This is a genomic window from Catellatospora vulcania (assembly GCF_009720385.1).
Classification (GTDB): Bacteria; Actinomycetota; Actinomycetes; order Mycobacteriales; family Micromonosporaceae; genus Catellatospora; species Catellatospora vulcania.
Window position 1 is genome coordinate 1 of record NZ_WARX01000031.1, and the last position, 20,989, is coordinate 20,989.

Sequence of the window (20,989 nt, forward strand, 5' to 3'; positions counted from 1 at the left end):
GCTCGACGGCGGCCAGGGAGTCGAAGCCCAGGTCCTTGAACGCCTGGTCGGCGCGTACCGCGCCCGCGCCTGCCGCGCCGAGCACGGCGGCGGCCTCGGCCCGGACCAGGTCCACGACCAGCCCGCGCCGCTCGGCGGGGGGCGCCGACGCCAGCCGGGCCGCCAGGTCACCGCCGCCGGCGCCGGGCTGGGCGGCGTCGGCCGTGCGCCGGGGTGCGCGGACCCGGCCGCGCAGCAGCGCGGGCAGGTCGCCTGCGGCCGCGCGGGAGGACAGGGCGGGCAGGTCAAGCAGCACCGGGACCAGCACCGGTTCGTCGCGGCGCAGCGCGGCGTCGAGCAGGGCCAGGCCGGTCGGGGCGGGCAGCGGCACGAGACCGCTGCGGCGGCCACGGCGCGGCTCGTCCGGGGTCGGGCCCGCGCCCATCCCGCCGGCCGCACCGTCCCAGAGGCTCCAGGCCAGGGCGGTGGCGGGCAGTCCGGCCTGCCGTCGCAGCCGGGCGAGGCCGTCCAGGTAGCCGTTGGCGGCGGCATAGTTGGCCTGCCCGGCGTTGCCCAGGGTGCCCGCGATCGAGGAGAACAGCACGAACGCGGCCAGGTCCAGGCCCGCGGTCAGCTCGTGCAGGTGCCACGCCGCGTCCGCCTTGGACCCGAACACCTTGGCCAGCCGCTGCCCGGTCTGTGCTTCGAGCACGCCGTCGTCGAGGGCCCCGGCCGCGTGGATCACCGCCGTCAGCGGCGCGTCTGCCGGTATCCGCGCCAGCACCCCGGCCAGCGCGTCCCGGTCGGACACGTCGGCGGCTTCGACGGCCACCCGTGCGCCGAGTGCCGTCAGCCGCGCGGCCAGTTCCGCCGCGCCGTCCGCGCGCCCGCCTCGGCGCGACGCGAGCACCAGGCCGCGTACGCCGTGCGCGCGTACCAGGTGCTCGGCGACCAGGCCGCCGAGCGCGCCGGTGCCACCGGTGATCAGCACTGTCCCGTTCGGATCAAGGCCGCGGTCCAGTGCTGTGGTCTGCGGCGCGACCGCCAGGCGGGGCTGGGTGCCTTCACCTGCCCGCACCGCGAGCTGCGGTTCGTCGGTCGCGAGCAGGCCCGGCAGCGCCGCCAGGCTGCGCGCGTCGTCGTCGAGGTCGACCAGCGTGAACCGACCGGGGTGCTCGGACTGGGCGGTGCGCACCAGGCCCCATACCGCCGCTGCGGCCGGGCCGGCGGGTCCGTCGCCGACCGCGCCCCTGGTGACCACGGCCAGCCGTACGCCGTCCAGTGCGGGCTCGGCGAGCCAGGACCGGAGCAGCGTCAGCGTGCTCGCGGCGAGGTCGCACGCGGCGTCCGGGCCGGGCCCGGCGGGACGCAGGGCAGTGAGCACGACGTCCGGTCGCGTCCCGTCGGCGGTGAGTGCGGCGAGGTCCGGGTATCCGGGAGCGCCCGGCACCGTGATCCCGGCGCCCAGCACACCCACCCGGGTCTCGGCGGTGGCCGGCGGCAGGTCGATCCAGTCCACCACGGACAGGCCCCGGCCGGTGTCCGGCCCGGCGGTCAGCGCAGCCGGGTCGACCGGCCGGAACACCAGCCCGGCCACCTCGGCCACCGGCGCACCCGACGGGTCGGCCAGGTGCAGGGTGACGGTGTCCGCGGCGGTGACGGTGATCCGCACTCGCAGCGCGGCCGCTCCTGCCGCGTGCAGGCGCAGGCCGTTCCAGGCGAACGGGAGCAGCAGCCGCTCCCCCGCGCCGACCGGCGAGAAGCTGCTGGCGTGCAGGGCCGCGTCGAGCAGCGCCGGGTGCATCCCGAACCGGGCCGCGTCGGCGGCCTGCGGCTCGGCGAGCGCGACCTCGGCGTACACGTCGTCACCGGCCGTCCACACTCGCCGCAGGCCCTGGAACGCGGGCCCGTACTCGTATCCGGCGGCGTGCCGGCGCTCGTAGAAGCCGGTGAGGTCCGTCTCGGTCGTGCCCCGAGGTGGCCACTCCTGCGACCCGGTGGCGACGGTGTCGCCTGCGGGCGCGGCGGTGCCGGTGGCGTGCCTGGTCCAGGGCGCGTCAGGGTCGCCGTCGGCGCGCGAGTGCACGGCGATCGGGCGTCGTCCGCCCTGGTCGGCGGGGCCCGCGACGATCCGCAGCTGGCGGGCTCCGGTGGCGGGCAGCACCAGCGGGGCTTCGATGACGAGCTCCTCCACGACGGCTGTGTCGGCCTCGTCGCCGACCCGGGCGGCGAGTTCGGCCAGGGCCGCGCCGGGCAGCAGCACCGCGCCGGAGATGGTGTGGTCGGTCAGCCACGGGTGCTCGGCCAGGGTCAGCCGCGCGGTGCCGACGACACCGCCGTCGGGCAGCGCGACCACCGCGCCGAGCAGCGGATGCCCGCCGGGGGCGAGCCCCGCGCCGATCACGTCGCCCCGGGCCGGGGCCACGTCGACCCAGTAGCGCTGCCGCTGGAACGGGTAGGTCGGCAGGTCGACCCGCTGCCCGCCGGCCAGCAGCGGGGACCAGTCGACATGATGCCCCCGCACGTGCAGCCGGGAAACGGCGTCGAGAGCGGCACGCGGCTCGTCGGCGTCGTGGCGCAGCGCGGCCGCGAACCCGACCGAGGTGTCGTCGATGCTCTGCTGCGCCAGCCCGGTCAGCACCCCGCCCGGTCCGACCTCGACGAACGTGGTGACACCGAGTTCCCTTGCCGCGGTGACGGCGTCGGCGAACCGCACCGGCCGCCGGACGTTGGCCAGCCAGTACGCCGGGTCGGTCAGCTCGGCGGTGACAGGGCCGCCGGTGACCGTCGAGACGAAGGCAGACCGCGGTTCGCCCAGGTGCACCGTACGGACCTGCTGGTCGTACTCGGCGATGATCGGGTCCATCAGCGGGGAGTGGAAGGCGTGCGAGACGGTCAGCCTGCGAGCACGCCTGCCGTCTGCGGCCAGCCGGTCGGCGACGGCCGTGACGTCGGCTTCGGCGCCGGACAGCACCACCGAGTTCGGTGCGTTGACCGCGCCCACCTCGACGGTCGCCGCCAGGCCCGCGGCGTCGATCGCGGCCTGCGCTTCGGCTTCACCCGCCTGCACGGCGACCATCGCCCCGCCCTCGGGCAGCGCCTGCATCAACCGGCCCCGCGCCACCACCAGCCGCGCCGCGTCCGGCAGCGACAGCACCCCGGCCACGTGCGCGGCCGCCAGCTCACCGATCGAATGCCCGATGACCACATCCGGGCGTACACCCCACGACTCCAGCAGCCGGAACGTCGCGACCTCCACGGCGAACAACGCGGGCTGGGTGAACTCGGTCCGGTCGAGCAGACCGGCGCCGTCCTCGCCCCTGGCCTGCGGGTCGGCCGAGTCGGTGACCGTCGGCAGGCCGAACACGATGTCCGTGAGCGACCGGCCCAGCTGCGCGTCCACGTCGGACACGACCGCGTCGAACGCCGCCGCGAACACCGGGAACGCCTCGTAGAGGCCACGGCCCATACCCACCCGCTGTGCGCCCTGGCCGGTGAACAGCACACCCAGCTTGCCGGGCGCGGCCGAGCCGGTGACGGCGCCGGCCGGGCTCCCACCGGTGGCCAACATACGCAGCGCCCCGGCAGGGTCCTCGGCGTCGAGCACCACCGCCCGGTAGGGCAGCGATGCCCGCCCCGACAGCAGGGACCAGGCCACATCGCGTGGCTCGGCATCGGAACCGGCCAGGCGGTCGGCCAGCCGGGCGGCCTGGGCGCGCAGCGCGTTTTCGGACCGGGCCGACAGCAGCAACGGGACCGGCGCGTCGAGAACCGGTGCGGCCGCCTGGTTCGGGGCCGGGGCGGCCGCACCGGGGGCCTCCTCGATGATCACGTGGGCGTTGGTGCCGCTGACACCGAACGAGCTGATGCCCGCTCGCCGCGGCGTGCCCGCCGTGGGCCAGTCCTGCGGCGAGGTCAGCAGCCGCAGTGCACCACTGGACCAGTCCACGTGCGCGGACGGTTCGTCGGCGTGCAGCGTCGCGGGCAGCCTGCCGTGGCGCAGCGCGAGCACCATCTTGATCACGCTGGCGACGCCGGCCGCGCCCTGGGTGTGGCCGAGGTTCGACTTGACCGAACCCAGCCACACCGGGTCGTCGGCGGCCCGGTCCTGCCCGTACACGGCCAGCAGCGCCTGCGCCTCGATCGGGTCGCCGAGCGCGGTGCCGGTGCCGTGCGCCTCGACCACGTCCACATCAGCCGGGGCCAGGCCGCCGGAGGCCAGCGCGGCGCGGATGACCCGCTGCTGCGACGGCCCGTTCGGGGCGGTCAGGCCGTTGGACGCGCCGTCCTGGTTCACCGCGCTGCCCCGCAGCACGGCAAGGACCTGGTGCCCGCGGGCGAGCGCGTCGGACAGCCGCTCGACCAGCAGCACACCGACGCCCTCGGACCAGACGGTGCCGTCCGCGCCGGCCCCGAACGCCTTGCAGCGGCCGTCGGCGGCCAGGCCGCGCTGGCGGGAGAACTCGATGAAGTTGTCCGGGGTCGTCATCACGGTCACGCCGCCGGCCAGTGCCATGTCGCACTCCCCGGCCCGCAGCGCCTGCGCGGCCAGGTGCAGCGCCACCAGCGACGACGAGCACGCCGTGTCCACGGTGATCGCCGGACCCTCCAGACCGAGGGTGTACGCGACCCGGCCCGAGGCGACGCTGCCGGAGACGCCGGTCAGCCGGTAGCCCTCCAGGTCGCCGGGGGCCTGGTGCACGCGTACCGAGTAGTCGTGGTTGATGACGCCGGTGAACACGCCGACGCTGCGCCCGCGCAGCCCGGACGGGTCGATACCGGCCCGCTCGAACGCCTCCCACGACGTCTCCAGCAGCAGCCGCTGCTGCGGGTCCATCGCGGTGGCCTCGCGCGGGGAGATGCCGAAGAAGTCGGCGTCGAACTCGGCCATGCCGTCGAGGAACCCGCCCCGGCGCACGTACGACGTGCCCGCGTGGTCGGGGTCGGGGTCGAACAGCCGGTCGAGGTCCCAGCCGCGGTCGGCGGGAAAGTCCGAGACGACCTCCGCCCCGGCCGCGAGCAGCTCCCACAGTTGCTCGGGGGTTTCCACCCCGGCGGGGAAGCGGCAGCTCATGCTCACGATCGCGATCGGCTCGTCCGGGGCGGCGACCGCCACCGGCGCGGCCGCCACGGCGGCGGGCTCCGTGCCGGTCAGCTCCTCGCGCAGGTGCCGGGCCAGCGCCGCCGGGGTCGGGTGGTCGAACACGACGGTCGCGCTCAGCCGCACCCCGGCCGCGGTGGCGAGCCGGTTGCGCAGTTCCACCGCCGTCAGCGAGTCGAACCCGGTCTCCTTGAACGCCCGGTCGGCGGCGAGCACGTCGGCGTCCGCGTGGCCGAGCACCGTCGCCGCGTGCAGCCGGACCAGCTCCACAAGCTGCCGTTCCTGCTCCGCGGCGGGCAGCCCGGCGAGTTTGGCGGCCAGGCCGCCCTGCACCGCCGAAGTCGCCTGGGCGCTGCGGCGGGCCGGGCGCACCAGGCTGCGCAGCAGTGGCGGCACCGGTTCGGCGGCGGCACGGGCGCGCAGCCCGGCCAGGTCCAGGCGGGCGGGCACCAGCACCGCGTCGGCGGCTCGCAGCCCCGCGCCGAGCAGGCGTCCGCCCTCGGCGGCGTCGATGCCGAGCATGCCGTCGCGGCGGTTGCGCTGCAGGGCGGCGTCGCCGAGGCCCGCGGTCAGGTTGCTCGTGTACGACCAGAAGCCCCAGGCCAGCGAGGTGGCGGGCAGGCCCTGGGCGCGGCGCAGCCGGGCCAGTCCGTCCAGGAAGCCGTTCGCGGCGGCGTAGTTGCCCTGGCCGGGGTTGCCGAACACGCCCGCGGCCGAGGAGAACAGCACGAACGCCGCCAGGTCCAGGCCCGCGGTCAGCTCGTGCAGGTGCCAGGCCGCGTCGGCCTTCGGCGCGAACACCGCGTCGACCCGTGCCGGGTCGAGGGCGGCGATGACGCCGTCGTCGATGATCCCGGCGGTGTGCACCACCGCCGTCAGCGGATGGACGGCAGGCACCCCGGCCAGCAGCGCGGCGACCGCGTCCCGGTCGGACAGGTCGCAGGCGACCACGTCGGCGTGGGTGCCGAGCGCGGCCAGGTCCGCGACCAGCTCGTCGACCCCGTCGGCGGCGGGTCCCCGGCGGCTGGCCAGCAGGAGCCGGCGCACGCCGTGGGAGGCGGCCAGCTCCCGGGCGACCAGGCCGCCCAGCGCACCGCCGCCGCTGATCAGGACGGTGCCGTCCGGGTCGAGCGCGGGCGCCACGGTCAGCGCGACCTTGCCGACGTGCCGGGCCTGGCTCAGAAACCGGAACGCGTCCGGGGCGCGGCGCACGTCCCACGCCGCCACCGGCAGCGGGGTGAGCACGCCTGACTCGAACAGCCCGACGAGGTCGGCGAGCAGCTCGCCGATCCGGTCCGGGCCGGCTTCGCGCAGGTCGTACACCTGGTAGGCGACCCCGGGGTACGCGGCGGCGACCTCGGCCGGGTCGCGCACGTCGGTCTTGCCCAGTTCGAGGAACCGGCCGCCGCCCGGCTGCAGTGACAGGGACGCGTCCGCGAACTCGCCGGACAGCGAGTTGAGCACCACGTCCACCCCGGACCCGCCGGTCGCGGCCAGGAACCGTTCGGCGAACCCGGTCGTGCGGGACGACGCCAGGTGCGCCTGCTCGACGCCGAGTGCCGTCAGCGCGGGCCACTTGGCGGGGCTCGCCGTGCCGTACACGTGCGCGCCGAGGTGCCGGGCGAGCTGCACCGCCGCCAGGCCGACCCCGCCGGCCGCGGCGTTGATCAGGATCTTCTCGCCGGATCGCAGCCCGGCGAGGTCGCGCAGGCCGTAGTACGCGGTGAGGAACACGATCGGCACGGTCGCGCCCTGCTCGAAGGTCCAGCCCTCGGGCAGCCGGGCGACCAGGCGGCGGTCGGTGACCGCGACCGGGCCGAAGCCGCCGAACTCGCCGAGCATGCCCATCACCCGGTCGCCCGCGCGCAGGTCGGTGACGTCGGAGCCGACCTCCAGCACGACTCCGGCGGCCTCGCCGCCCAGACCGGTCTGCCCCGGCACCATGCCGAGCGAGACCAGCACGTCGCGGAAGTTCACCCCGGCGGCCCGCACCGCGATGCGCACCTGCCCGGTCGCCAGCGGCCCGGCCGCTTCCGGGCTGGGCGCGAGCACCAGGTCGTCGAAGGTGGGGCCGGTGGTGTCGAGCCGCCAGGCGAGCGTGTCCGGCGGCGTCAGCTCCCCGGTGTCGGCGCGGGTCAGCCGCGGTGCGCTGAGCACGCCCGCGCGGACGGCGAGCTGCGGCTCGCCGGTGGCCGCGGCGGCGGGCAGCGCCTGGGCGGACTCGGCAGTGCCGTCGACGTCCACGAGGACGATGCGGTCGGGCTCCTCGGTCTGCGCGGAGCGGGCCAGGCCCCATACCGCCGCGGCGGCCGGGTCGTCGGCCTCGCCGACGTGGTGCACCGCGACCGCGCCACGGGTGACCAGGACCAGGCGGGTGTCGGACAGGCGCGGTTCGGCGAGCGTCTGCTGGAGCGCGGTCAGCGCCGCGACGGTCAGCTCCCGGCCGCGCCGGGGGCCTGCCGGTGCCGACGGCGCGGTCAGGTCGACCAGCAGCAGCTGCGGCACGGCCTCGACCGCGGCGGCGACGGTGGTGTGCCGCGGCGCCTGCGGCAGCAGGGTGCTGTCGCCGAGCACCGCCCAGGTCCGCGTGTCGGAGTCGGGGGTGGGCACGGTCGTCCAGCCGAAGCGGTACAGGTTCTCCTGCGCCGGGCCGGTCGGCGTGGCCGCCGCGCGGAAGGTGAGCGCGTCGACGGTGGCGACCGGTGCGCCCGCCGGGTCGGTGACGGCGACGGCCACGGTGTCGGGGCCGGTGGCGGTGGCCCGGACCCGCAGCGCGGTGGCACCGGCGGCGTGCAGCCGCACCCCCGTCCAGGCGAACGGCAGCGCCAGCGGCGAGGTCAGCGCCGCGCCGGGCGCGCCGAACCCGGTGGCGTGCAGGGCCGCGTCGAGCAGCGCCGGGTGCAGGCCGAACCGGCCCGCGTCATCGCGTATCCCGTCGGGCAGGGCGACCTCGGCGAAGACCTCGTCGCCGCGTATCCACACCGCCCGCAGGCCCTGGAAGGACGGCCCGTAGGCGACTCCTTCCCGGGCCCGGCGGGCGTAGAAGCCGTCCAGGTCCACGGGCTCCGCCCCGGCGGGTGGCCACACGGTGTCGGCGTCGGCTTCGGGGGCGGTGGCGGCGGACAGCACGCCGGTGGCATGGCGACGCCAGGGTGTGTCCGCGTCCGCACCGGCATGCCGGGCATGCACGGCCACCGGACGGCGGCCCTGCTCGTCCGATTCCCCGACGGTGACCTGCAGATTGACGGCGGTCGTCGGCGGCAGCACGAGCGGGGCCTCGATGACGAGCTCCTCGACGGCAGTCGCGCCCACCTCGTCACCGGCCCGCACCGCCAGCTCGACCAGGGCCGCGCCGGGCACGACCACCTGCCCGGCGACCGCGTGCTCGGCCAGCCACGGCTGGGCGGCGAGCGAGATCCGGCCCGTCAGCAGCACCCCGTCCGAGTCGGGCAGGTTCGTGGCCGCGCCGAGCAGCGGATGCGCCACGGAGTCCAGGCCCAGCGCCGTCGCGTCGGACGCCCCACCGCCGGCGTGCAGCCAGAACCGCTGCCGCTGGAACGGGTACGTCGGCAGCTCCACCGCCGCTCCCCCGGCGGTCAGCGCGGACCAGTCCACGTCATGCCCACGCACGTGCAACCCCGCGGCGGCCGCGACGGCCGTGCTCGCCTCGTCGGTGTCGTGCCGCAGCGCCGCCACCAGGCCGACCGCCGGATCGTCGATGATCTGCTGGGCCAGCCCGGTCAGCACCCCGCCCGGCCCGACCTCCAGGAACGTCACCACACCCTGGGCGTGTGCGGCGGTGACCGCGTCGGCGAACCGCACCGGTCGCCGGATGTTGCCGAGCCAGTAAGCCGGGTCGGTCAGATCTGCGGGCTTGACGGTCTCACCGGTCACCGTGGACACGAACCCGACCTGCGGCTCGTGCAGCGTCACCGACCGCACGACCTGCTCGAACTCGTCGAGGATCGGGTCCATCAGCGGGGAGTGGAACGCATGCGACACGGTCAGCCTGCGAATACGCCGGCCGTCGGCGGCCAGCCTGTCCGCGACGGCGGCCACGTCAGCATCGACACCGGACACAACCACCGAGTTCGGTGCGTTGACCGCACCCACCTCCACGGTCGCCCCGACCCCGGCGGCGTCGATCGCGGCCAGCGCCTCGGCTTCGGCCGCCTGCACCGCGACCATCGCGCCGCCCTCGGGCAGCGCCTGCATCAACCGGCCGCGTGCGACCACCAGCCGCGCCGCGTCCGGCAGTGCCAGGACCCCGGCCACATGCGCGGCGGCCAGCTCACCGATGGAATGCCCGATGACCAGATCGGGACGCAGGCCCCACGACTCCAGCAGGCGGAACGTCGCCACCTCGACCGCGAACAGCGCGGGCTGGGTGAACTCGGTCCGGTCCAGCAGACCCGCCGACTCCTCGAACACGACCTTTTTCAGCGACCGGCCCAGGTGTGTATCCAGTTCGGACACCGCTGCATCGAACGCCGCCGTGAACACCGGGAACGCCTCATACAGGCCACGGCCCATGCCGACGCGCTGCGCGCCCTGGCCGGTGAACAGCACCCCGACCTTGCCGCCCGCGGCCTCACCGGTCACCAGGCCGGTCAGGTCACCTGCTGCGAAGGCCCGCAGCCGCTCCACGACCGCCGCTGATCCGGCACCGGGGTCACCTTCGACAGGTGGCGCGAGCAACACCGCACGCCGGGAGTGCGCGGCGCGCTGCCGGGTGAGCGTCCACGCGGCGTCCCGCAGCGATGGTCGGTCCTGCTCGCCTGCAGTGTCGAGCACGTCGGCGAGCCGGGCGGCCTGAGCTTGCAGCGCGGTCTCGGACCTGGCAGACAGCACCAGCGGCAGCGGCTTCTCCGCGGCAGGCGGCAGCGCGGCAGACTCGGCCCGGCCGGTGGCGTCCGCCACGGGAACCTGTTCGATGACGACGTGGGCGTTGGTGCCCGAGACCCCGAACGACGACACCGCACCCCGGCGCGGACGGTCCCGCTCCGGCCACGGCCGGGCCTGCTGGAGCAACTCCACCTGCCCCGCCGACCAGTCCACATGCCCGGTCGGCACATCCGCGTGCAACGTCGCCGGCAGCACCCCGCGCCGCAGCGCCTCCACCACCTTGATCACCCCGAGCACCCCGGCCGCCGCCTGGGCGTGCCCGATGTTCGACTTCAGCGACCCCAGCCACACCGGATCGCCCGCAGACCGGGCCTGCCCATAAGTCGCCAGCAGCGCCTGCGCCTCGATCGGATCACCCAGCGAGGTCCCCGTGCCGTGGCCCTCGATCAGGTCCACGTCGGAGGTCGACAGGCCCGCCGAGGCGAGCGCGGCGTTGATGACCCGCTGCTGGGACGGCCCGTTCGGGGCGGTCAGGCCGTTGGACGCGCCGTCCTGGTTGACCGCGGTGCCGCGTACGACCGCGAGGATCCGGTGGCCCTTGGCCAGCGCGTCGGACATCCGCTCAACGACGAGCAGGCCGGCTCCCTCCGACCACACGGTGCCGTCCGCGCCTTCGCCGTACGCCTTGCACCGCCCGTCGGCGGCCAGGCCGCGCTGCCGCGAGAATTCGATGAACGACGACGGGGCGGCCATGACGGCGACCCCGCCGGCCAGAGCCATGTCGCATTCGCCGGACCGCAGCGACTGCGCGGCCAGGTGCAGTGCGACCAGCGACGACGAGCAGGCCGTGTCGACGGTGATGGCCGGGCCCTCCAGGCCCAGCGTGTACGCGACGCGGCCGGTGACCACGCTGGCCGCGTTGCCGATGCCGAGGTAGCCCTCGGCGCCTTCCGGGGCCCGGTCGAGATTGGTGCCGTACTCGCGGTACATCACGCCCGCGAACACCCCGACGGGCGCGCCCTTCAGCGCGGTCGGGTCGATCCCGGCGTGCTCGAACGCCTCCCACGCCACCTCCAGCAGCAACCGCTGCTGCGGGTCGGTCGCCAGGGCCTCCCGCGGCGAGATCCCGAAGAACCCCGCATCGAACTCCCCCGCCTCATGCAGAAAGCCGCCCCGGGTCAGGTACGTCTTGCCCGGCGCGTCCGGGTCCGGGTCGTACAGCCCCGCCACGTCCCAGCCGCGGTCCGTGGGGAAGTCCGACACCGCGTCGATTCCGGCGGTGACCAGGTCCCACAGCTGTGCGGGGCTGGTCACGCCGCCGGGGGCGCGGCAGGCCATGCCCACGATCGCGATCGGCTCGTCTGCGGCGGACCGGCGCGGGGCGGCCACCACCGGGGTGGCGGGCGTGCCGAACAGGCGCTCGTGCAGGAACCGGGCGACCGCCTGCGGGGTCGGGTGGTCGAAGGCGAGGGTCGCGGGCAGGCGCAGCCCGGTGACCCCGGTCAGCCTCCCGCGTAGCTGCACGGCGCTGAGCGAGGTGAACCCGAGCTCCTTGAACGGCCGGTCCCCGGGCACCGCGCCGGTCAGCCCGCCGACGGCCGCGGCCTCGTCGCGTACCAGGTCCAGCAGCGTCCCGTGCTGCTGCGCCGGGGTCTGGCCGTCGAGCCTGGCCCGCAGCGCGGCCGTGACGGCGTCGTCCGCGGCCGCGGGGCGGGCGGGCGACTCGACGAGGTCGCGCAGCACGGCGGGGACCTCGCCTGCGGGCAGCGTGCCCGCGTCGAGCCGGGCGGCGAGCAGCACCGGGCGGGGGGCTGCGAGCGCCAGGTCCAGCATGGCCAGCGCCTGCGCGGTGGGCAGCGCCCGGAAGCCGGGCGGGTTCGCGGCCGGTCCGGCGGTGCGGGGCCAGCCGCCCAGCGACAGCGCGACCGTGGGCAGCCCCGCCGCGCTGCGGTGCGCGGCAGCCGTGTCGAGCACGGCGGCAGCGGCGGCCTCGGCGGGCCGGGCGGCCGCGCCGAGCTGCCCGGCGGCGCTGGAGACGATCAGGACCAGGGCGGGGGTACGCCCCGCGGGCCCGGCCGCGAGCAGCCCGGTCGCGTCGGTGACGGCGGCCCGGACCAGCTCGTCGTCGGGCGCGTCGGGAGCCGCAGTGGCGTACAGCAGGGTGTGCCTGCCGTCGGGTAGCCCGTCGAGCAGCCGGGCCGGGTCGGCGCCACCGGCCGTCGACACGGTCGCGCCGGCGCGGGCGAGGTCTTCGGCGAGGTCGGCCACGGCCGGGTCGCCGTCGCCCGCGAGCAGGAACCGGCGCGCCCCGTGCGTGGACGCGAGGTGGCGGGCCACGGTCGCGGCGGCGCGCTGCCCGGCTCCGATCACGACGACGGTGCCCTGCGGGTCGTGCACCGCCGTGCCGGACGCGTTCGGAACCCGGGTGAGGCGAGGCACGAGCAGCACCCCGCGGCGCAGCGCGGCCTGCGGCTGGTCGGCGTGGGCCAGCAGGGCCAGCGCCGCGGCGAACGGGGTGCGCCCGTCGTGGTCGGCAGCCGACAGCCGCCCGGGGTAGGCGCCCTGGGCGCTGCGCAGGTGCCCCCACAGCGGTGCGGCAGACAGGTCGAGGTCGCCGTCCTCACCGGTGGCGACGCCGTGCCGGGTGAGCAGCAGCAGCCGCGCCCCGTCCAGCCCGGGGGCGGAGGCGAGCGCGGTGAGCTGGGCGGACAGCAGGCGCACCCGGTCGGCGGCGTCGCCTGCGTCGCCGTCGTGGCGCAGCACCACCAGGTCGGGGGTGTCCGTGCCGGCATCGAGGGCGGCCAGCAGTGCGGCGGCGTCGGCGTATCCGGTCTCGCCGACGACCGCCCAGGTGACGGCGTGGGCGTCGGCGGGGTCGGCGGTGGTGGGCAGGGGCGTCCACTCGGTGGCGAACAGGGTCTCGTGCAGCGCGCCGCCGACGCCGAGCAGCCGGGCGGGCCGGTCGAGCAGCGCCAGCCGCTTGACCTTGCCGGACGCGGTACGCGGCACGCGCGCGATCTCGTACAGCTCCTCGGGGATCTTGAAGTAGGACAGCCGTTCCCGGCAGGTCTCGAACAGCAGCGCGGCGTCGACGCCGCCCGGTCCGGGCACCACGTACGCGACGGGCACCTCGCCGAGCACGTCGTGCGGGCGGCCCGCGACGGCGACGTCGGCGACACCCGGCACGGATCGCAGCACCTCCTCGACCTCGGCGGGGTGGATGTTCTCGCCGCCGCGGATGATCAGCTCCTTGATCCGGCCGGTGATGGTGAAGTAGCCGGCCTCGTCGCGCCGGGCCAGGTCACCGGTGCGGTACCAGCCGTCGCGCAGCGCCGCGGCGGTGGCCTCGGGCTGGTTGTGGTAGCCGAGCATGACGCTCGGGCCGCGTACCCACACCTCGCCCTCCGCGCCCGCGGGCACGTCGGTCAGCGACTCCGGGTCCACGACCCGCACCCCGAGGCCGGGCACGGGCAGCCCGCAGGAGCCCTCGACCCGCGCCCCGGTGGGCCAGTTGATGGTGATGGATCCGCAGGTCTCGGTGCTGCCGTACGCGTCCAGCAGCGGCGCGCCGAACACCTGCTCGAACTCGCGGCGCAGCGCGGCGGTGGTGATCGCCCCGCCGACCAGGCACATGCGCAGCTCCGGGGCCTCGAAACCCTGTTCGCGGGCGGCCGCGACGAGGTAGTGGTACATGGTCGGCACACCGGCCAGGAAGGTGGCCCGCTCCTCGCGCAGCGCGTCGAGGATGTCCTCGGCGGAGAACCCGTCGAGGATGCGCGCGGTGGCCCCGACCGAGGTCACGCCGAGCACGCAGACGATGTGCGCCAGGCTGTGGAACAGCGGCAGCGGCCACACCACCCGGTCCTCGGCGGACAGTCCGGGCACCGGCACGTAGCAGGCGGCGACCGACCACAGGCAGTTGCGCTGCGTCGACAGCACGCCCTTGGGCTTGCCCGTGGTGCCGGAGGTGTAGAGCATCCAGGCGACGTCGTCGAGGCCGAGGTCGTCGCGGGCGGGCGCGGGCGGCTCGGTGGCGGCCAGCGCCGCGAAGGCGACGGTCCCGTCGGGGGCGTCGCCGGGGACGATCTCGACCTCGGTGAGCACGACGCGCACGTGCGGCCGGGTGGCCAGCAGGCGGCGCAGCTGATCGAGGTGGGCCGGGTCGGTGATCACGACGCGGGCCCCGCTGTCGTCGAGGAAGTGCGCCAGCTCGGCGTCGGTGCTGCGCGGGTTGAGCGGCACCCCGATCGCCGCCGCCCGCGCGATGGCCAGGTAGGACTCCACCGTTTCGACGCTGTTGCCGAGGTAGATCGCGGCCCGGTCGCCGGGTTGCAGGCGCAGCGCGGCCAGGTGCCCGGCCAGCCGGCCGGTGCGCTGCTCCAGCTCCGCGTAGCCGACCGCACGGCGCGCGTCCCGGAAGGCGATCTTGTCCGGGTACCGCTCGGCGTGCGCCAGCAGCGTCTGCGGCAGCGGCCGGATCAGTTCGGTACGCAGCATGGCTCACCACTTCCTCGGTTCGGTCCGGCGCGCTCGGTGCACAACGATGTCCACGAATGCGCACGCCAGGTCGAATAGGACTGTTCCAGTCCGGACCGTGGTGACTGAACCCCTGACCCACCCCCTATGCCATCCCTAACTTGTCATCTCCTGCCGATTAGGAAGGCAAAGCGGTAGAGGTGGCCGCAGCGGCACATTACCCTCGGTCATGACCTGGCCCGAAGCACCTTCAGCGCTTCCGGACAACACCGCGGAAAAGCCGGTCGATCAGCATTCCGCAACCTTTTGGCAAGTTCTTGTCAATAACTTCGAAAAGAAAGCGAGCCCTTCCGTGACCCGCGATTGGACGTCCTTTCGGCTGCTCGGTCCGGACCAGCATGCCCACCGCCACGACTGGCCGGCGTCGGCGACCCCGCCCGTGGCCCACCCCGGCCCGGCAGGGACCACCGGCCTGTCCGCGGCCTCCCACCACCTCGCCCTCGACCTGCTCGCCACCGGCCTGCCCGCCGCCGAGCACCTGCGGGCCGCCGCGACCCACCTGTACCTGCTCGCCGACCTGCTCCGCGCGGACATCCGGGCGGCGTTCCTGTTCACCGGGTGGCAGCGCTGGAGCGCCGGGCTGACCCCCGCCGCCCGCGTCGCGCTCGGTGAACTGGCCCAGCAGGAGGCCGTACACCTGCTGCGCAGCGTCGCGCAGGCCTCCGGGCACACGCCGTGGCAGCGCCACGGCGAGCGGCTGCGTACCGCCGCGACCGAGCTGCGCGACGAACCGCAGCTGCCGTATCTGCTGTTCGACCACGCCCAGAGCACGCACGAGCGGCTCGGCATCGACGCCGCGACTCAGGCCGTGGCGGCCCGCGCGCTGCGCACCGCCCTCGCGACCGGCGCCGTCGTGCCGGTTCCCGTACGGCAGCCGCTGCCGGCCGCCGCCTGACCGCCCGAGGAGAATCGATGACACACACGGCGACCGCCCCGGAACTGGCCACGCCGCCGCACCGGGTCTGGGTCGAGCTGGGACCGCGCAGCTACCCGGTCGAGATCGGGCCCGGCGCGCGCTGGCTGCTGCCGCAGGCCGTGGCCCGGACCGGGGCCCGGCGGGTGGTCGTGGTGTCGGCCCGCCCGGCCGAGCAGGTGCCCGACCCGGGCGTGCCGTTCCTGTTCGTCCCGGCCCAGGACGGCGAGGCGCACAAGACCGTGGCCGCCGTCGAGCGGCTGTGCGTGCGGTTCGCCGAGTTCGGGCTGACCCGCCGCGACGCGGTGGTCTCCTGCGGCGGCGGCACCACCACCGACACGGTCGGCTTCGCCGCGGCGATCTACCATCGCGGCCTGCCGGTGATCCACCTGCCGACGTCGCTGCTGGCCCAGGTGGACGCCAGCGTCGGCGGCAAGACGGCGGTCAACCTGCCGGTGGGCAAGAACCTGGTCGGCATGTACTGGCAGCCCAGCGCCGTGCTGTGCGACACCGACCTGCTGGCGACCCTGCCGGAACGGGAACGGGTCAACGGCTACGGCGAGATCGCCCGCTGCCACTTCATCGGCGCGGGCGACCTGCGCGGGCTGCCGGTGGCCGAGCAGATCGCGGCCAGCGTGGCCCGCAAGGCCGCGATCGTCGCCGCCGACGAGCGCGACAGCGGCCTGCGCCACCTGCTCAACTACGGGCACACCCTCGGCCACGCGATCGAGCACGCGACCGGCTTCGCGGTCAAGCACGGCGAGGCGGTGGGCATCGGCACGGTGTTCGCCGGGCTGCTGGCCCACGCCGCCGGCCGGATCGACGCGGCTCGGGCCGAGGAGCACCGGGTCGTGGTGGCCGGATACGGGCTGCCGACCGCGCTGCCCGCGGGTGTCGCCGACAGCGAGCTGGTGGCTCTGATGCGGCTGGACAAGAAGGCGATGACCGGCGGCCTGAGCTTCGTGCTGGACGCCCCGACCGGTCCGGAACTGGTCGACGACGTGCCCGAGCACCTCGTGCGGCAGGTGCTGGCGGGGATGCCGCGCGCGCCGCTGGGCTGACAGGCTGCGGCCCGGGTCGCCGGTGCGGGCGACCCGGGCCGCTTGCTGCCCGCGGACTCAGTCCGGCACGGTGTCGGGCCACAGCTCCAGCAGTTCCAGCGGCCGGCGCAGCACCACGTCGGGCTCGCGGGCCAGCAGCTCGTCGGGATCGGACTCGCCCCACAGCGCGGCGATCGCCGCCACGCCCGCGCCCCGGGCGCTGACCAGGTCGGTCCACGCGTCACCGACCATGACGGCCGCTACCGCCGGGACCCGCAGCAGCTCCAGCGCCCGCAGCACGATGTCGGGTGCGGGCTTGGACCGGGCCACCTCGTCCGAGCCGATGACGTGGTCGAACAGGCCGAGCACGCCAAGCTGGTCGAGCAGCGCACGGGCCCGTGGCCCGCTCTTGCCGGTGGCCACGGCCAGCCCCACGCCCCGCGCTCGCAACGCCACCAGCAGGTCGCGCACCCCGTCGAACAGGCGCACCCGGTGCGCCAGCCGGTGGCTCTCCCGGACGAACGGGTCCAGCATCGCGTGCGGCAGCCCCATGATGTCCATGATGTCGGGAAAGTAGCGGCCCAGGTGTCTGCTGTACTCCTCGAACGGCGGCGGCCCGTCGCCGACGACCTCCCGATAGGCGACCGCGAACGCGTCGCGCATCACGTCGAAACTGTCGACCAGCACGCCGTCCATGTCGAACACGACGGCCCGCGGCCCGGTCCGCGCGCTCGCGGCGGGGTGGATCCGGGTGGGTGCGATGCTCATGGCACTCCTTCGATGTCGGCGGGCCGGGGCGGTGGCCCCGGCCGCTCAGCGGGATGCCGCGGCGACCGCCGGTCGGCGGCGCGCGGACTCGTACAGGCGCTCGATGAGGCCGATGGTGCGCTGCGCCTCGGCCACGGCACGGCCCTGCGCCGACGGGTCGGACAGGATCGGCAGCAGCTGGTCGAGCTGCCGGTCGTACTCGGCGCCGACCGGTTCCCCGGCCAGCGGCAGCGCCTGGCGCCGACCGTCGCGGACGATGTGCAGCGACGACTCCCCGACCCGGTTGGGGCTGAACCCGAAGGTGCAGCTCAGCTCCAGCCGGGCCGCGCTGCCCTCGACCACGAGCCGGGTCACGTCCAGCGGCTCGTGCGAGGCCCAGCTCGCGCGCAGCGCGACGGACACCCCGGCGTCGGTGACCAGGAACCCCCGAGCGGTGTCCTCGACGTCGCCGGACCCGCCCGCGTCGTCACGCCGCCAGGTCGCGCCGCCGTCGCCGACGGCCACGAAATCCTCCGAGGTGGTGCCGACGACCTGCTGGTACACCGGGTCGCCGAGCACCGGGGACAGCACGTCGAACAGGTGCCAGCCGAGGTCGAGCAGCGCGCCGCCGCCGGCGCGCCGCCGGTCGGTGAACCAGCCGCCGGCCCCGGGCACACCGCGGGCCCGCACCCACGACGCCTCCACGTGCCGCAGCTCCCCCACCTCCTGGGCGGCCTCGTAGAGCGCACGGACGTCGGCGCGGTGGCGGGCCGCGCTGCCCGCCAGCAGCCGGCCCCGGCCGACCCGTTCGGCGGCCGCGAGCGCGTCGGCCTCGTCGGAGGTGAGGCAGACCGGCTTCTCGACGAACACGGTCAGTCCCTGGCGCAGCAGCCGGGCGGCGATGTCCGCGTGCAGATGGTTGGGCACCGCGACCACGGCCAAATCCACCTCGGCGGGGTCCAGGTGCGCCACGTCGGCCAGCACCCGGACCGCGGGCGCGTCGGCCTGCACGGCCGCCCGCGCCTGCGGATCGGGGTCGACCACCGCGGTGACCGCGTACCCGGGATGGCGCAGCAGCCGCTGCAGCCAGATGTGGCGCGCCGCCCAGCCCAGGCCGAGCACCGCGACCCGCACCGGTCCGGTCATGGCAGCGCCGCCAGCGCCTCGGCGACGATGTCGGCGATGTGGTGCATCTGCTGCTCGGTGCCCAGCAGGGTGCGGTGGTGCAGCCAGATCGCGTCCCGGAACACCTCCTCGGTGACGGGGCAGCGCGCGGCGATCTGCTCGACGGTCTCCGCCGGGGCGGAGTGCTCCCAGAAGCCGTCGCTGCGGTAGATCGCGCGGAACGCCACGAACGCCGGCAGGCCGCGCGCGATCAGGTCGTCGACCAGCTCGTTGCGCCGCTCCTCGGACAGGCCGGGCACCCGGAACATCGCCATGTAGTGCGGGTTGCGGGTGGTGCGCTCGTCGATGCGCTGCGGGACCACCCCGGGCACCGCCGCCAGCAGGCCCGCCAGCAGCGGCCAGCGCTGCTCACGGGTGTCGATCTGCCCGTCCAGCCGCTTCAGCTGCGCGCGCAGCACGCTGGCGGAGAACTCGTTGAGCCGGAAGTTCGAGCCCGACGTACGGTGGAAGTACTTGCGGTCGGTCTTGGGACGGCCGCAGCTGTGCTTGAGGAAGCCCAGCTCATAGCTCTCGGCGTCCGGGAACAGCACAGCCCCGCCCTCGCCGGCGGTCATCAGCTTGCCGTTCTGGAAGCTCAGCGCGGCGACGCTGCCCAGCTCGCCGATGCGCTTGCCCTGCCATTGCGCGCCGTGCGCGTGCGCGGCGTCCTGCACGATCGGCACCCCGCTGTCGGCGGACAGCTTGGCGAGGGCATCCATGTCGGCGACCAGGCCCGCGATGTGCACCGGCATGATCGCCGAGGTACGGTCGGTGATCGCCGCGGCGGCGGCCGCGACGTCGATGTTGTAGCTGTCGGGTTCCACGTCGACCGGCACCGCGACCGCGCCCAGCCGCTGCGCGGCCTGTGACGACGAGATGAAGGTGAACGCGGGCACGATGACCTCGGAGCCGCGGGTGACGCCCAGCACCTCCAGCGCCAGTTCCAGCGCATGCGTGCCGTTGGTGACCGCGAGCGCGTACGGCGCACCGTGGTACTGCGCGAACTCCTCCTCGAAGAGGTTGACCTCGTTGCCGCCGATACGCCACCACTGGCCCTGCTCCAGGGCGCGGATGAGGCCTTCGCGCTCGGTGTCGTCATACTGCGGCCAGGCCGGGAATGCGAGGTCCCGAATGGATTCGGTCATGGCTGCGACGTCCTTTCCGATGTGGTTGCCAGAATGGCTTTCACCAGGCAAGCTACCGCAGCGGAAAGTGCTCGTCATGCCCCTAAGTGACCCCCTATGCACCCCTTACGGAAGCTGTTCTCAATAGACTTTCGAGGTCTGCTGGACGCCTGTCGGATATTGTCCCCCGGCGGCGATCGGAGTGAACAGAACATGTCCCGGATATTGCTTCTCAACGGCCCGAATCTCGGCATCCTCGGAAAGCGTGAGCCGGAGATCTACGGCACCGCCACGCTGTCCGACATCGAGGCGGCCGTCGCCGCGGAGGTCGCCGGGCGCGGCTGGAAGCTGGCCGCGTACCAGCACGAGTCCGAGGGCGAGCTGATCCACACCATCCAGGACAACTACGACACGGTCGGCGCGATCGTGAACCCGGGCGCGCTGATGATCGCCGGATGGAGCCTGCGCGACGCGCTGGCCAGTTATCCCGCGCCGTTCATCGAGGTGCACCTGTCCAATGTGTGGGCGCGCGAGTCGTTCCGGCACGAGTCGGTGCTGGCGCCACTGGCCACCGGCCTCATCGCGGGGCTGGGCGCGTTCGGCTACCAGCTGGCGGCCCGCGCCCTGCTGGAACGCATACCGGCCTGACCGGGTTCAGCCCGGCAGCCGGGCCAGCAGCACGGCGCCGGCCAGCGAGGACAGCCCGTCGAGCAGTGCCGCGCGCACCGGCGGGGCCGGGTGGCCGGGCCGCGCCCAGTGTCCGGCCCGCTCGGCCACCTCGTCGGCGAACCCGGCCAGCCCGGCGGCGAACCCGCCGCCGATCACCACGGCGTCGGTGTGCAGCAGCTCGTGCAGGCTGACCGCGGCGGCGGCCAGCGCGTCGCAGGTGTCGCCCACTGCCGTGGCCGCCCACGGCTCCCGCGACCGCCAGGCCGTGGCCAGTTCGTCGTAGGACACCTCGCTGCCGCGCAGGTCCCGGGCCCGGCGCAGGGTGGCGGGCCCGGACGCCAGCGCCTGCAGGCAGCCCGTACGCCCACAGGTGCACCGCGGCCCGCGCAGGTCCAGCACCATGTGGCCGAGTTCGGCCGAGCCGCGGCCCGGCCCCGGCACGGGCTGCGATCCGATCACGACCGCGCCCCCGATCCCGGTGCCCACACCGAGGTAGACCGCGTCGTGCAGCCCGGCCGCGTCGGCCTCGGCCAGACCGGCCAGATCCCCGTCGTCACCCCAGCGCACCCGTGCTCCGGGCAGCAGTGCGCCCAGCGTGCCCAGCAGGTCGACACCCGTCCACCGCGGACGGTTGGGCCACGCGGTGACCACACCATGTGCGTCCAGCGTCGCGGGCACGGCGACCCCGGCCGCCTCGATCGGCCCGCCCGCGCGCAGCCCGTCGAGGTGCCCGGCCAGCGCGGCCAGGTCCGCGGCGACGTCCGGCGCACCCGCCGGCCAGGTGAACACGCCGTCACGCGGCGGCTCGCCGTCGCGGGCCAGCCTCGTGGCGACCTTCGTGCCGCCGATGTCGATGCCCAGGTATGCCATG

At 75.2% G+C, this 20,989-nt stretch carries 8 protein-coding genes; 3 read left to right on the top strand and 5 right to left on the bottom strand.

Going from position 1 to position 20,989, the window contains the following annotated elements; translation table 11 throughout:
- Nucleotides 1-14,422: type I polyketide synthase (locus F6W97_RS41090; RefSeq protein WP_230687268.1), on the bottom strand; the 14,422-nt coding region annotated here is incomplete at its 3' end.
- 331 nt (nucleotides 14,423-14,753) lie between these two features.
- Between F6W97_RS41090 and F6W97_RS36385 the strand changes: the two genes are divergently transcribed.
- Together F6W97_RS36385 and F6W97_RS36390 are read left to right on the top strand one after the other, a co-directional pair.
- Nucleotides 14,754-15,356: a hypothetical protein gene (locus F6W97_RS36385; protein ID WP_155375125.1), complete on the top strand. Its 603-nt coding sequence runs from the start codon at nucleotides 14,754-14,756 to the stop codon at nucleotides 15,354-15,356.
- Between the two features lie 17 nt (nucleotides 15,357-15,373).
- Nucleotides 15,374-16,435: a 3-dehydroquinate synthase family protein gene (locus F6W97_RS36390; protein ID WP_155375126.1), complete on the top strand. Its 1,062-nt coding sequence runs from the start codon at nucleotides 15,374-15,376 to the stop codon at nucleotides 16,433-16,435.
- A 57-nt stretch (nucleotides 16,436-16,492) separates the two neighbouring features.
- Here F6W97_RS36390 and F6W97_RS36395 read toward each other — a convergent pair whose 3' ends face one another.
- The 3 genes from F6W97_RS36395 to F6W97_RS36405 are packed head-to-tail and all read right to left on the bottom strand — an operon-like array spanning nucleotide 16,493 to nucleotide 19,470.
- The gene (locus tag F6W97_RS36395; protein ID WP_155375127.1) at nucleotides 16,493-17,182 is read right to left on the bottom strand and encodes an HAD-IA family hydrolase; all 690 of its coding nucleotides are present in this window, start codon (nucleotides 17,180-17,182) and stop codon (nucleotides 16,493-16,495) included.
- 45 nt (nucleotides 17,183-17,227) lie between these two features.
- Entirely contained in the window at nucleotides 17,228-18,307 is a 1,080-nt protein-coding gene (locus F6W97_RS36400) for a Gfo/Idh/MocA family protein (protein ID WP_155375128.1), read from the bottom strand.
- Nucleotides 18,304-19,470: a DegT/DnrJ/EryC1/StrS family aminotransferase gene (locus tag F6W97_RS36405; RefSeq protein ID WP_155375129.1), complete on the bottom strand. Its 1,167-nt coding sequence runs from the start codon at nucleotides 19,468-19,470 to the stop codon at nucleotides 18,304-18,306. The genes F6W97_RS36400 and F6W97_RS36405 overlap by 4 nt, the downstream gene beginning before the upstream one ends.
- 192 nt (nucleotides 19,471-19,662) lie before the next feature.
- On the opposite strand from F6W97_RS36405, the gene F6W97_RS36410 reads away from it, so the two are divergent.
- Nucleotides 19,663-20,097 (top strand): type II 3-dehydroquinate dehydratase, encoded by a 435-nt coding sequence (locus F6W97_RS36410; RefSeq protein ID WP_155375130.1) that lies wholly within the window; start codon nucleotides 19,663-19,665, stop codon nucleotides 20,095-20,097.
- A gap of 6 nt (nucleotides 20,098-20,103) precedes the next feature.
- Here the strand turns inward: F6W97_RS36410 and F6W97_RS36415 are convergent, their stop codons facing one another.
- Entirely contained in the window at nucleotides 20,104-20,988 is an 885-nt protein-coding gene (locus tag F6W97_RS36415) for an ROK family protein (RefSeq protein WP_155375131.1), read from the bottom strand.
- Nucleotide 20,989: the final 1 nt, after the last annotated feature.